This is a genomic window from Streptomyces sp. NPDC104096, assembly GCF_055584385.1.
Genome location: NZ_JBVJMD010000029.1, coordinates 76,549 through 89,806 on the forward strand (window position 1 = coordinate 76,549; position 13,258 = coordinate 89,806).

9 protein-coding genes are annotated in these 13,258 nt (G+C 71.5%); 7 read left to right on the forward strand and 2 right to left on the reverse strand.

Going from position 1 to position 13,258, the window contains the following annotated elements:
* Positions 1 to 144: 144 nt before the first annotated feature.
* Positions 145 to 1,563, forward strand: coding sequence for a sugar porter family MFS transporter (locus tag ACZ60B_RS26540; RefSeq protein ID WP_469391062.1), 1,419 nt, complete (start codon positions 145 to 147; stop codon positions 1,561 to 1,563).
* A gap of 84 nt (positions 1,564 to 1,647) precedes the next feature.
* Here the strand turns inward: ACZ60B_RS26540 and ACZ60B_RS26545 are convergent, their stop codons facing one another.
* Positions 1,648 to 2,619, reverse strand: coding sequence for an LLM class flavin-dependent oxidoreductase (locus ACZ60B_RS26545; protein WP_469391064.1), 972 nt, complete (start codon positions 2,617 to 2,619; stop codon positions 1,648 to 1,650).
* A 156-nt stretch (positions 2,620 to 2,775) separates the two neighbouring features.
* Here ACZ60B_RS26545 and ftsY point away from each other — a divergent pair, with 156 nt between their 5' ends.
* On the forward strand, positions 2,776 to 3,975 hold the full coding sequence (gene ftsY / locus ACZ60B_RS26550; protein ID WP_469391066.1) for a signal recognition particle-docking protein FtsY: 1,200 nt from the start codon (positions 2,776 to 2,778) through the stop codon (positions 3,973 to 3,975).
* Positions 3,976 to 4,217: 242 nt separating this feature from the next.
* On the opposite strand, the gene ACZ60B_RS26555 is transcribed toward ftsY, so the two are convergent.
* Complete coding sequence (locus ACZ60B_RS26555) at positions 4,218 to 4,883, reverse strand: bifunctional DNA primase/polymerase (RefSeq protein ID WP_469391068.1); 666 nt, start codon at positions 4,881 to 4,883, stop codon at positions 4,218 to 4,220.
* 455 nt (positions 4,884 to 5,338) lie between these two features.
* On the opposite strand from ACZ60B_RS26555, the gene nsdA reads away from it, so the two are divergent.
* From nsdA to ffh, 5 genes are all read left to right on the forward strand, one after another.
* A complete protein-coding gene (gene nsdA, locus ACZ60B_RS26560; RefSeq protein WP_469391071.1) occupies positions 5,339 to 6,820 on the forward strand; it encodes a transcriptional repressor NsdA in 1,482 nt (493 codons plus the stop codon).
* A 313-nt stretch (positions 6,821 to 7,133) separates the two neighbouring features.
* Entirely contained in the window at positions 7,134 to 8,477 is a 1,344-nt protein-coding gene (locus ACZ60B_RS26565; protein WP_469391073.1) for an ammonium transporter, read from the forward strand.
* Positions 8,474 to 8,812, forward strand: a complete 339-nt coding sequence (locus ACZ60B_RS26570; protein ID WP_450661906.1) for a P-II family nitrogen regulator — start codon at positions 8,474 to 8,476, stop codon at positions 8,810 to 8,812. Before ACZ60B_RS26565 ends, ACZ60B_RS26570 begins: the two co-directional genes overlap by 4 nt.
* A 26-nt stretch (positions 8,813 to 8,838) precedes the next feature.
* Positions 8,839 to 11,292, forward strand: a complete 2,454-nt coding sequence (locus ACZ60B_RS26575) for a [protein-PII] uridylyltransferase (protein ID WP_469391076.1) — start codon at positions 8,839 to 8,841, stop codon at positions 11,290 to 11,292.
* 383 nt (positions 11,293 to 11,675) lie between these two features.
* Entirely contained in the window at positions 11,676 to 13,226 is a 1,551-nt protein-coding gene (ffh, locus tag ACZ60B_RS26580) for a signal recognition particle protein (protein WP_450661908.1), read from the forward strand.
* The last annotated feature ends 32 nt before the right edge of the window (positions 13,227 to 13,258 follow it).

The window sequence follows — 13,258 nt, forward strand, 5'->3', positions numbered from 1 at the left end:
CTTCGAAACTTGAAGGCATAGTCTCTGCGACATTGCTTTTACCTTCAGGTGGTGGCAGGCGTGAACTTGTGCGCCACTGGAACCATCACCCAAGGGCTTGCCCCCACATCCCGGCAGCGAGGCCGGTGGCCCGAGGAGTCAGACGTGACCAGCACAGCGCAGGTGCCCCCACCCGGAGCCAGAACGGCTCACCCCGATCATCTCGGGCATGTCATCTTCATCGCGGCCGCCGCCGCGATGGGCGGCTTCCTCTTCGGCTACGACAGCGCCGTGATCAACGGTGCCGTCGAGGCCATCCGCAGCCGTTACGACATCGGCTCCGCGGCGCTGGCCCAGGTCATCGCCATCGCCCTGATCGGCTGCGCCATCGGCGCGGCGACCGCGGGCCGGATAGCCGACCGCATCGGGCGTATCCGCTGCATGCAGATCTCCGCCGCCCTGTTCACGGTCAGCGCGGTCGGTTCCGCACTGCCGTTCGCGCTGTGGGACCTCGCCCTCTGGCGGATCGTCGGCGGCTTCGCCATCGGCATGGCCTCCGTCATCGGCCCCGCCTACATCGCCGAGGTCTCCCCGGCCGCGTACCGCGGTCGGCTCGGCTCCTTCCAGCAGGCCGCGATCGTCGTCGGCATCGCCATCTCGCAGCTGGTGAACTGGGGCATCCTGAACGCCGCGGGCGGCGACCAGCGCGGTGAGCTGCTGGGCGTGGAGGCCTGGCAGGTCATGCTCGGCGTCATGGTCGTCCCGGCCGCCCTGTACGGCCTGCTCTCCTTCGCGATCCCCGAGTCGCCGCGCTTCCTGATCTCCGTGGGCAAGGAGGAGCGCGCCCTTGAGGTCCTCAGGGAGGTCGAGGGCGACAGGAGCGACCTGAAGGCCCGCGTCGCCGAGATCGAGCTCGCCATGAAGCGCGAGCACAAGTCCAGCTTCAAGGACCTGCTCGGCGGTTCCTTCTTCTTCAAGCCGATCGTCTGGGTCGGCATCGGCCTGTCGGTCTTCCAGCAGTTCGTCGGCATCAACGTCGCGTTCTACTACTCCTCGACGCTGTGGCAGTCGGTCGGCGTCGACCCGACGGACTCGTTCTTCTACTCCTTCACCACGTCGATCATCAACATCATCGGCACCGTGATCGCGATGATCTTCGTCGACCGCATCGGCCGCAAGCCGCTGGCCCTCATCGGTTCGGTCGGTATGGTCATCGGCCTCGGACTGGAGGCCTGGGCGTTCTCGTTCGACCTCGTCGACGGCAAGCTGCCGGCCACCCAGGGCTGGGTCGCCCTGATCGCCGCCCACGTGTTCGTCCTCTTCTTCGCCCTGTCCTGGGGCGTGGTCGTCTGGGTCTTCCTCGGCGAGATGTTCCCGAACCGGATCCGCGCCGCCGCCCTCGGCGTGGCCGCCTCCGCGCAGTGGATCGCCAACTGGGCCATCACCGCGAGCTTCCCGTCGCTGGCCGACTGGAACCTCTCCGCGACCTACGTGATCTACACGGTCTTCGCCGCGCTCTCCATCCCGTTCGTCCTGAAGTTCGTGAAGGAGACGAAGGGCAAGGCGCTGGAGGAGATGGGCTGACCGCCCTTCTCCCCGTGAGCTCGGGGAGAAGGGCCAAGTCCCCGCTGCCTCTCTCCTCGTTCCCGTAGGAGGTGCCGCCCCGGCTCAGCCGTCGAGCCGGGGCAGCACCTCCTCGCAGAACAGCCGCAGACTGCGCCGGCCCTCCTCGACGGGCATCCCTCCGGCCAGCGGGTGCAGGACCAGGTTGTCCAGGCCCTGCGCCGCACACTCCTCCGGTGTCAGGACCCGGTACACGCCCTCGGCGCGCAACTCCTCCACCGTCGTGGCCGAGGACCGCACGGCCGACCGGATGTCACCGGACTGCCAGGAGGCATAGGTACGGGCCTCGTGCAGGAAGTGGTTCCCGTACGCGGCCCAGACCCGGTCCGGGTCCTCGGCGATGTGCAGCAACGGGGTCTCGGCCGCGGGCATCATGGTCCAGCCCTCGGTGCCGTACTCCGCGAGCCGGTCCTTGTAGTACGCCTCCAGCTCCGGCAGATGCGCGCTGGGGAAGAACGGCAGCCCCAGACGCGCGGCCCGGCGCGCGGCGGCCCGCGACGAACCGCCGACCAGCAGCAGGGGATGCGGTGCGGTGAACGGGCGCGGGGTGACCCGCACGGTACGGCCCCGGTAAGTGAACTCCTCGCCGGTCCACGCCTTCAGGACCGTCTCCAGCAGCTCGTCCTGGAGCCGGCCGCGCCGCCGCCAGTCCACCCCGAACATGGCGTACTCCTCGGGCCGGTACCCGATCCCGGCGACGGTCACCAGCCGCCCGCCGCTCAGCAGATCCAGTACCGCGATGTCCTCGGCCAGCCGCAGCGGGTCGTACAGCGGGCCGATCACCGCCGAGACCGTCACCGCCAGCCGTCGGGTCGCGCCGAGCAGGGCGCCCGCGAAGGCGAACGGCGACGGCAGCCAGTTGTCGGCGACGCCGTGGTGCTCCTCGGTCTGCATGGTGGTGATCCCGTGGTCGTCGGCGTACCGCGCCATCTCCAGGGCCGCCGCGTAGCGCTCGTGCAGCGCGGCGGGCGTGGCGTCGGGGGCGACGAGATTGAGGCGTACGACGGTGACGGGCATGGGTCCCCCTTCGGGTCGGCGAGGAGGACGGTAGCTGACGGCTCGTCAGATTGCTATGTCGCGGCTCGCCGGGCCGGGTCCGCCGGGCGGCGCGCCGGGCTGGAGGAAACCACAAGCTGGGCCCTGCCTGGGTCCATGACAGATACTGGACGGGTTATGGAAACCGTCATCCTTGCTGTAGTCATCGCCGTGGTCGCGCTCGCCGCGATCGGCGCGCTCGTCGTCGGCAGTCGACGGACGAAGTCGCTGCCCCCGCCGCCGCCCTCGGCGCCCGACATCACCGCGCCTCCGGCCGAACCGCAGGTCGGCGAAGAGGCCGAGACGCCGCGTGAAGAACCGCGCCGCACGATAGAGGAGGTGGATCTTCCGGAGGCCTCGGCCCCGGTGGCCGTCGAGGAGCCTCCCGTCGAGGCTCCGGTCATCGAGATCCCGGAGCCCACCGCCGGGCGACTCGTCCGCCTGCGCGCCCGCCTCTCCCGCTCGCAGAACGCCCTGGGCAAGGGCCTGCTCACCCTGCTGTCGCGCGAGCACCTCGACGACGACACCTGGGAGGAGATCGAGGACACGCTGCTCACCGCCGACGTCGGCGTGATGCCCACCCAGGAGCTGGTCGAACGACTGCGCGAGCGGGTGAAGGTGCTCGGCACCCGCACCCCCGAGCAGCTGCGCGGCCTGCTGCGCGAGGAGCTGCTCACGCTGGTCGGCACCGACTTCGACCGTACGGTCAAGACCGAGCCCGAGACCAGCAAGCCCGGCATCGTGATGGTCGTCGGCGTCAACGGCACCGGCAAGACCACCACCACCGGCAAGCTCGCCCGGGTCCTGGTCGCCGACGGCCGGACGGTCGTCCTCGGCGCCGCCGACACCTTCCGTGCCGCCGCCGCCGAGCAGCTCCAGACCTGGGGCGAGCGGGTCGGCGCCCACCTCGTGCGCGGGCCCGAGGGCGGCGACCCCGCCTCCGTCGCCTTCGACGCGGTGAAGGAGGGCAAGGACATGGGGGCGGACGTCGTCCTCATCGACACCGCCGGCCGGCTGCACACCAAGACCGGACTCATGGACGAGCTGGGCAAGGTCAAGCGCGTGGTCGAGAAGCAGGCCCCGCTCGACGAGGTGCTGCTCGTCCTGGACGCCACCACCGGGCAGAACGGACTCGTGCAGGCCCGGGTGTTCGCGGAGGTCGTCGACATCACCGGCATCGTGCTGACCAAGCTGGACGGCACGGCCAAGGGCGGCATCGTGGTCGCGGTCCAGCGCGAGCTGGGCGTGCCGGTCAAGCTGATCGGGCTCGGCGAGGGCGCCGACGACCTGGCGCCGTTCGAGCCGGAAGCGTTCGTCGATGCCCTTATCGGGGAGTGATCCCCACCCGGCCGTCCGGCCGGTGAACGACGGGCCGCCCGGCCCCTGGGCGAACGCCCGGCCGGGTCCCCGGACCGGGAAGGGCCCCACCGCATGGTGCAGATGCGGCGGGGCCCTTCGTCGTGGGCGGTCCGGCCACGGGCGGTCCGACCCCTCGGTCCGGTTTCCGGCTCGGGAGCACGTCACTCCCGGAACGCCTCGGACCGGTTCACGCGGGGGACCGGTTCACGTGCTGTACCGGTTCACGCGCGGGACCGGTGGGCCACGTACGCCAATGTGCCGAGCAGCAGCCGGGCCGCGGGCGGCCTGCTGGCCGAGTCCAGGCCGGGCGGGCGCAGCCACCGCACCGGGCCGAGGCCGCCGCGGTCGGAGGGCGGCGCGGTGACGTACGTACCCGGGCCGAGGCCGCGCAGGTCCAGGGCGGTCGGGTCGTCCCAGCCCATGCGGTAGAGCAGGGCGGGCAGCTCGGCGGCGGCGCCGGGGGCGACGAAGAACTGGGCGCGGCCCTCCGGGGTGGCGGTGACCGGGCCGAGCGGCAGACCCATGCGCTCCAGCCGGACCAGGGCGCGGCGCCCGGCGGCCTCGGCCACCTCCACGACGTCGAACGCGCGGCCGACCGGAAGCATCACGGCGGCCCCCGGGACGTCGGCCCACGCCTTGGTCACCTGGTCCAGCGTGGCCCCGGCGGGCAGCGCCGGCGCGAAGTCGAGCGGATGCGCGCCCGGCGCCCGGCAGTCGGGGCGGCCGCAGGAGCAGGCGCCCCCGGCGGCCCTGGCGCCGGGCACGACGTCCCAGCCCCACAGTCCGGTGAACTCGGCCACGGCGGTGCACTCCGACGAGCGGCCGCGGCGGCGCGAGGCGGACCGGATGTCACGGATACCCAGACTGCTGCCGATCGTGAAGCCCATGCCCCCTCCAACGGGTCCGACGCACCGGTGGTTACGAGACGAACAGCATTCATCACTCTGCGTGACTTTGCGCGTTCCCGCTCCCTGGTGCCGCGCGATGCGGACGGCGCTTCGAGGCGTTCGGGGTTGCGTGTGCGGCGACGCGCGCCCCCGTGTGCACCTCTCTGCTCACTTCCGGCCGTCCTGTGTCAAGTGAATCGCGTAGAGGCCGTCGTGAGTTCATTCGAAGGGGTGGCGAATGGTGGCGTTTGAGGGATCCTCGTGGTGGGCGGGTGATCGTAGGATTACTTTGTGTGCACGAGGCCTGAAGGCGCATGCGCTTGTGGGTATGCCGGAGGCAACCCGGCTTTCCGTTCGAAGGGTGGCAACCCCGGGACGGACGGCCGCATCCACCGGCATTCTGATAGGGCTTGGCGCAGTCAGTGACAAGTGGTCTCAGGGATGGGGGCGTTCCAGTGGGCGGCAACGGCGGAAGCGGAGCGAACGCTGAGAAGCGCCCCAACGACATGCTCGGTTCGTGGTTCGTGCGCAGCGGCTGGTCAAAGGGCGAGCTCGCGCGCCAGGTCAACCGCCGGGCTCGCCAGTTGGGCGCCAGTCACATCTCGACCGACACCTCGCGGGTGCGCCGCTGGCTGGACGGCGAGAACCCCCGTGAGCCCATCCCCAGGATCCTGTCCGAGCTGTTCTCCGAGCGCTTCGGCTGTGTCGTCTCCGTCGAGGACCTCGGCCTGCGCACGGCACGCCAGTCGCCGTCCATGTCCGGCGTCGACCTGCCCTGGACGGGCCCGCAGACCGTGGCCCTGCTCAGCGAGTTCTCGCGCAGCGACCTGATGCTGGCCCGGCGCGGCTTCCTCGGGACCTCGCTGGGCCTGGCCGCGGGCCCGGCCCTCATCGAGCCCATGCAGCGCTGGCTGGTGCCCACGCTGCCCGGTCCGCGCCAGGAGCCCGAGCCCGACCCCACGCCGGCCGCCCGCGCCCGCGGCCGGCTGTCCGGGCCCGAGCTGGAGCTGCTGGAGTCCACCACGGTGATGTTCCGGCAGTGGGACGCGCAGTGCGGTGGCGGTCTGCGCCGCAAGGCCGTCGTCGGCCAGCTGCACGAGGTGACCGACCTCCTCCAGGAGCCCCAGCCCGAGGCCGTCGCGCGGAAGTTGTTCAAGGTCGCCGCCGAACTGGCCGAGCTGGCCGGGTGGATGAGCTACGACATCGGACTCCAGCCCACCGCCCAGAAGTACTTCGTCCTCGCCCTGCACGCGGCACGGGAGGCGGGCGACAAACCGCTCGGCTCGTACGTCCTGTCCAGCATGAGCCGTCAGATGATCCACCTGGGGCGGCCCGAGGACGCCCTGGAGCTGATCCACCTCGCGCAGTACGGCAGCCGTGACTGCGCGAGCCCGCGCACCCAGTCGATGCTGTATGCGATGGAGGCCCGCGCGTACGCCAACATGGGCCAGCCCGGAAAGTGCAAGCGGGCGGTGCGGATGGCCGAGGACACCTTCGCCGACGCCGACGAGTGGGACGAGCCGGACCCCGACTGGATCCGCTTCTTCTCCGAGGCCGAGCTGTACGGCGAGAACTCCCACTCCTACCGCGACCTCGCCTATGTCGCCGGCCGCAGCCCCGCCTACGCCTCCCTGGCCGAGCCCCTCATGCAGCGCGCCGTCGAGCTGTTCGGCCAGGACCGCGAGCATCAGCGGTCGTACGCGCTCAACCTGATCGGCATGGCCACCGTGCACCTGCTGCGGCGCGAACCCGAGCGGAGCACGGGCTTCGCCGAGGAGGCGATGGCCATCGCGAAGAAGGTCCGCTCCGAGCGCGTCAACACACGTATCCGAAAGACCGTCGACACCGCTGTACGCGATTTCGGGGATCTCGCCGAGATCGTCGATCTGACGGAGAAGCTCGCCGTCGAGCTGCCCGAGACCGCGGAAGCGGTCTGAACCCGCACGGCCCCGGCCGCGGCCGGCCTTCCCGAACTGCCCGACTCGGCTCCCCCACGCCAGGTCATCGGAAGGCCGACCGCGGCCGGTTTCTTTCCTTCATCGAAGGTTGCGCCAAGATAACGATCCCCGCGCCCGTAATCCGGCGGTTCATCGAGGCGTAACACACAAGGTGCCTTCGTCACCGCGGCGAAACAACGAGGGGCGTCGACCGAAACGGCGCTGCGTCAATCTCATGGCGCATAACCGGCCCACCCCTCATTCAGTTCAGGCTTCGCCCGCACGGGTCCGTACCAACGACGAGGAGACGCCGATGGCACCAGCCATCACGCTTGCGGCAGACGCGCCCACGCTGTCGTCAGCCAACACAGGCTTCATGCTCATTTGTTCCGCCCTGGTGATGCTCATGACTCCGGGCCTGGCCTTCTTCTACGGGGGCATGGTCCGCGTCAAAAGCACCCTGAACATGCTGATGATGAGCTTCATCAGCCTGGGGATCATCACCATCCTGTGGGTCCTCTACGGCTTCTCCGCCGCCTTCGGCACCGATTCCGGCGGATTCATCGGCTGGAATTCGGACTGGGTGGGCCTCAGCAACATCGGCCTGACGGAGCTGTGGGACGGATACACCATCCCGATCTTCGTATTCATGGTCTTCCAGCTGATGTTCGCGATCATCACGCCCGCCCTCATAAGCGGTGCGCTCGCCGACCGCGTCAAGTTCAGCGCCTGGGCGCTGTTCATCACCCTGTGGGCCACGGTCGTCTACTTCCCGGTCGCGCACTGGGTCTGGGGCGCCGGCGGCTGGGCCTACGAGCTCGGCGTGATCGACTTCGCCGGTGGTACGGCGGTCCACATCAACGCGGGCGCCGCGGCGCTCGGCGTGATCCTGGTCATCGGCAAGCGGGTCGGCTTCAAGAAGGACCCGATGCGTCCGCACAGCCTCCCGCTGGTCATGCTCGGCGCCGGTCTGCTGTGGTTCGGCTGGTTCGGGTTCAACGCCGGTTCGTGGCTCGGCAACGACGACGGCGTCGGCGCGCTGATGTTCGTCAACACGCAGGTCGCCACCGCCGCCGCGATGCTGGCCTGGCTCGCCTACGAGAAGATCCGGCACGGCGCGTTCACCACGCTGGGCGCCGCCTCCGGCGCGGTCGCGGGTCTCGTCGCCATCACCCCCTCGGGCGGTGCGGTCTCCCCGCTCGGCGCGATCGCCGTCGGCGCCATCGCCGGTGTGCTGTGCGCCATGGCCGTCGGACTGAAGTACCGGTTCAACTACGACGACTCCCTCGACGTCGTCGGTGTCCACCTGGTCGGCGGTGTCGTGGGCTCCCTGCTCATCGGCTTCTTCGCCACCGGCAAGGGCCAGTCGACCGCGACCGGCGTCTTCTACGGCAACCACTCCTTCGACCAGCTCTGGAAGCAGTGCGCGGGTGTCTTCGCGGTCCTCGGCTACTCGCTGGTCGTCTCCGCGATCCTCGCCTTCGCCCTCGACCGGACGATCGGCATGCGCGTCTCCGAGGACGACGAGGTGGCCGGTATCGACCAGGCCGAGCACGCCGAGACCGCATACGACTTCAGCGGTGCCGGCGGCGGCGCCGCCCGGACCGCCGTCCCGGCCGGGGTGGCCGACACTGCCAGCAAGAAGGTGGACGCATGAAGATCATCACCGCCGTCGTGAAGCCCCACCGGCTGGACGAGATCAAGGAGGCCCTCCAGGCCTTCGGGGTCCACGGACTGACGGTCACCGAGGCGAGCGGCTACGGTCGGCAGCGGGGACACACCGAGGTCTACCGGGGTGCCGAGTACACCGTGGACCTGGTACCCAAGATCCGCATAGAGGTGCTGGCCGAGGACGAGGACGCCGAGCAGCTGATCGACGTCATCGTCAAGGCGGCCCGGACCGGCAAGATCGGTGACGGCAAGGTCTGGTCCCTGCCGGTCGAGACGGCCGTACGGGTGCGGACCGGCGAGCGCGGGCCGGACGCGCTCTGAAACAGAAGACGGACAGGAGTCGCCGGGTGACGAGTACGGACGTGCGCAAGGAAACAGAGGACTCGGGACCCAGCGGCTACGCGGCGGCCCGGCTGCGCCTCCTCACCGAGGGGGCGCGGTCCGGGCCGCCGCGCCGTGCCGCCCTCGCCGAGCTCACGGACGACTGGCTGACCGGCCTGTTCGACGCGGGCGCCGGGGCGATGCGCGGCGTGTCCCTCGTCGCGGTCGGCGGTTACGGACGCGGGGAACTGTCCCCCCGCAGCGACCTCGACCTCCTGCTGCTGCACGACGGCGGCGACCCGGCCGCGGTCGCCGCGCTGGCCGACCGCCTCTGGTACCCGGTCTGGGACCTCGGCCTCGCCCTCGACCACTCCGTGCGCACCCCGGCGGAGGCCCGCAGGACGGCGGCCGACGACCTCAAGGTCCAGCTCGGCCTGCTGGACGCCCGGCACCTGGCCGGCGACCTCGGTCTCACCGCCGGTCTGCGCACGGCCGTGCTGGCCGACTGGCGCAACCAGGCGCCCAAACGCCTCCCCGAACTCCGGGACCTGTGCGCCGAACGGGCCGAGCGCCAGGGCGAGCTCCAGTTCCTGCTCGAACCCGACCTGAAGGAGGCGCGCGGCGGGCTCCGCGACGCCACCGCCCTGCGCGCCGTCGCCGCCTCCTGGCTCGCGGACGCCCCGCGCGAGGGCCTCGCCGACGCCCGGCGCCGACTGCTCGACGTACGCGACGCCCTCCATCTGGCCACCGGGCGCGCGACCGACCGGCTCGCGCTCCAGGAGCAGGACCAGGTGGCGGGCGAACTCGGTCTGCTCGACGCCGACACGCTCCTGCGGCAGGTCTACGAAGCGGCGCGGGTCATCGCGTACGCGAGCGACGTCACCTGGCGGGAAGTGGGACGCGTGCTGCGCTCGCGCGCCGTACGGCCGCGCCTGCGCGCCATGCTCGGCGGCGGCAAGCCGGTCGCCGAACGCTCCCCGCTGGCCGAGGGCGTGGTCGAGCAGGACGGCGAGGTGGTGCTCGCCCGCACCGCGCGCCCCGAACGCGACCCCGTACTCCCGCTGCGGGCCGCGGCCGCCGCCGCACAGGCCGGCCTGCCGCTCTCCCTGCACGCCGTCCGCCGTCTGGCGGCCACCACCCGCCCGCTGCCCACGCCCTGGCCCGCCGAGGCGCGCGAGCAGCTGGTGACCCTGCTCGGCTCGGGCGAGCCGACCGTCGAGGTCTGGGAGGCGCTGGAGGCCGAAGGCCTGATCACCCGGCTGCTGCCCGACTGGGAGCGGGTGCGCTGCCGTCCGCAGCGCAACGCCGTGCACATCTGGACCGTCGACCGGCACCTCATCGAGACCGCCGTGCGCGCCTCCGAGTTCACCCGCCGGGTCAGCCGCCCCGACCTCCTGCTGGTCGCCGCGCTGCTGCACGACATCGGCAAGGGCTGGCCCGGCGACCACTCGGTGGCCGGCGAGATCATCGCCAAGGACGTCGCCGCACGGATCGGCTTCGACCGCCAGGACGTGGCGGTGCTCGCCACCCTCGTACGCCATCACCTGCTGCTCGTCGAGACCGCGACCCGACGCGACCTGGACGACCCGGCCACCGTGCGCTCCGTCGCCGAGGCGGTCGGCAGCCAGGGCACGCTGGAACTGCTGCACGCCCTCACCGAGGCGGACGCGCTGGCCACCGGCCCGGCCGCCTGGTCGTCCTGGCGCGGATCACTCGTCGCCGACCTGGTCAAACGGGTGGCGGCGCTACTGGCCGGGGACGAGCCCGCGGAACCCGAGACGGTCCTCGCCACCGCCGAGCAGGAGCGGCTCGCCATCGAGGCCTGCCGCACCGGCGGTCCGGTGCTGTCGCTGCGCGCGCAGCCCGAACCGTCGGCCGACGAGGAGCCGTCCGGCGCGCAGGAGCCGGAACCGCTCGGGGTCGAGCTGCTCATCGCCGTACCCGACCAGCCGCGGGTGCTGCCCGCCGTCGCCGGGGTGCTGGCCATGCACCGCCTCACCGTCCGCACCGCGGAACTGCGGGCCCTGCCGCTGCCGGACGGCGTCGGCGGCTTCGTCCTGCTGCTGGACTGGCGGGTGGCCGCGGAGTACGGCTCCCTGCCGCAGGCCGCCCGGCTGCGCGCCGACCTCGTACGCGCCCTGGACGGCTCGCTGGACATCGCGACCCGGCTCGCCGAACGCGACGCCGCCTACCCGCGCCGCCGGGGCGTCGTCGCGCCCCCCGCGCGCGTGACGGTCGCCTCCGCGGGCTCCCGCCTGGCCACGGTGATCGAGGTACGGGCCCAGGACGCCCCTGGGCTGCTCTTCCGGATCGGCTCGGCGCTGGAGGACACGGGCGTGCGGATGCGCAGCGCGCACGTCTCGACGCTCGGCTCGAACGCCGTGGACGCCTTCTACGTCACCGGCCCCGAGGGCGCGCCCCTGCCGAGCGAGGAGGCGGCCGGCGTGGCGCGGAAGCTGGAGGAGACGTTGCGGGGGTGAGGGGGATCGCCGCGCGGGGGCCGACCGCGCGGAGCCGGCGCGTCGACCGTGCCGGGGCCCGGCCCGGCGGACCCGGCATGTCCACCGCCCCGGGGGTGGTCGGCGGGCGGACCACGGGCCGGCCGCCCCGCGACGGCCGGGTGCTCGCCGCCGGGGTGCGGCCGGCCGCGTACGGACGGCCTGTGCGGTGGTCTGTACGGAGCCTCGACTGCCGCCCGTGCGGCGGCTTGTGCGCTGGTCGACGAGGTGGTCGGACCCGTCGGCGGGTTCCGTGGGGAGCGCGCCCCCGCTCGCCCATTCGACGGGCGGGGACGAATTTCCTGCGGGGCCGGATACCCTGGAAGGCACTCACATCGCCCCCGACCCCGAGGACCGACGTCGCCGTGTTCGATACCCTCTCTGACCGCCTCAGCGCCACCTTCAAGAATCTGCGCGGCAAGGGGCGCTTGAGCGAAGCGGACATCGACGCCACGGCGCGCGAGATCCGCATCGCCCTGCTCGAAGCCGACGTCGCCCTCCCTGTCGTCCGCACGTTCATCAAGAACGTCAAGGAGCGCGCCCTCGGCGCCGATGTCTCCCGGGCCCTGAACCCGGCCCAGCAGGTCCTGAAGATCGTCAACGACGAGCTGGTGACGGTCCTCGGCGGCGAGACCCGGCGCCTGCGGTTCGCCAAGCAGCCCCCCACCGTGATCATGCTGGCGGGTCTGCAGGGTGCCGGTAAGACCACCCTCGCGGGCAAGCTCGCCCACTGGCTCAAGGGGCAGGGCCACTCGCCGCTGCTCGTCGCCGCCGACCTCCAGCGCCCCAACGCCGTCAACCAGCTCAGCGTCGTGGCCGAGCGCGCCGGTGTCGCGGTCTACGCGCCCGAGCCGGGCAACGGCGTCGGCGACCCGGTCAAGGTCGCCAGGGACTCCATCGAGCACGCGCGGACCAAGGTCCACGACATCGTGATCGTGGACACCGCCGGCCGCCTCGGCATCGACCAGGAGATGATGCAGCAGGCCGCGGACATCCGGGACGCGGTCTCGCCGGACGAGATCCTCTTCGTCGTCGACGCGATGATCGGTCAGGACGCGGTCAACACCGCCGAGGCCTTCCGCGACGGCGTCGGCTTCGACGGCGTGGTGCTCTCCAAGCTCGACGGTGACGCCCGCGGTGGTGCGGCCCTGTCGATCCGCCAGATCACCGGCAAGCCGATCATGTTCGCGTCGAACGGCGAGAAGCTCGACGACTTCGACGCCTTCCACCCTGACCGGATGGCCTCCCGCATCCTCGACATGGGTGACCTGCTCACCCTGATCGAGCAGGCGGAGAAGACGTTCAGCCAGGAAGAGGCCGAGAAGATGGCCTCCAAGCTGGCGTCCAAGAAGGGCCAGGACTTCACCCTGGACGACTTCCTGGCCCAGATGGAGCAGGTCAGGAAGATGGGCTCCATCTCCAAGCTGCTCGGCATGCTCCCGGGCATGGGCCAGATCAAGGACCAGATCAACAACCTGGACGAGCGGGACGTCGACCGCACCGCCGCGATCATCAAGTCGATGACCCCGGCCGAGCGCCAGGACGCGACGATCATCAACGGCTCGCGCCGCGCCCGTATCGCCAAGGGTTCCGGCGTCGAGGTCAGCGCGGTGAAGAACCTCGTCGAGCGGTTCTTCGAGGCGCGCAAGATGATGTCCCGCATGGCCCAGGGCGGCGGCATGCCGGGGATGCCCGGGATGCCGGGCATGGGCGGCGGGGCCGGCCGGACGAAGAAGCAGCCGAAGCAGGCCAAGGGCAAGCAGCGCTCCGGCAACCCGATGAAGCGCAAGCAGCAGGAGCTGGAGGAGGCCCAGCGCCGCGAGGCGGCCGCCCAGGGCGGCGGCGCCTTCGGGCTGCCGCAGCAGGGCGGCAAGGACTTCGAGCTGCCCGACGAGTTCAAGAAGTTCATGGGCTGACCGAGCCGGTCCACGGACCGCAGGCCACAGCG

Coding starts and splice junctions, on each gene's coding strand:
- ACZ60B_RS26545 (WP_469391064.1), bottom strand. CDS start 2,619: ATGCCCGTCACCGTCGTACGCCTCAATCTCGTCGCCCCCGACGCCACG.
- ftsY (WP_469391066.1), top strand. CDS start 2,776: ATGGAAACCGTCATCCTTGCTGTAGTCATCGCCGTGGTCGCGCTCGCC.
- ACZ60B_RS26555 (WP_469391068.1), bottom strand. CDS start 4,883: ATGGGCTTCACGATCGGCAGCAGTCTGGGTATCCGTGACATCCGGTCC.
- ACZ60B_RS26565 (WP_469391073.1), top strand. CDS start 7,134: ATGGCACCAGCCATCACGCTTGCGGCAGACGCGCCCACGCTGTCGTCA.
- ACZ60B_RS26570 (WP_450661906.1), top strand. CDS start 8,474: ATGAAGATCATCACCGCCGTCGTGAAGCCCCACCGGCTGGACGAGATC.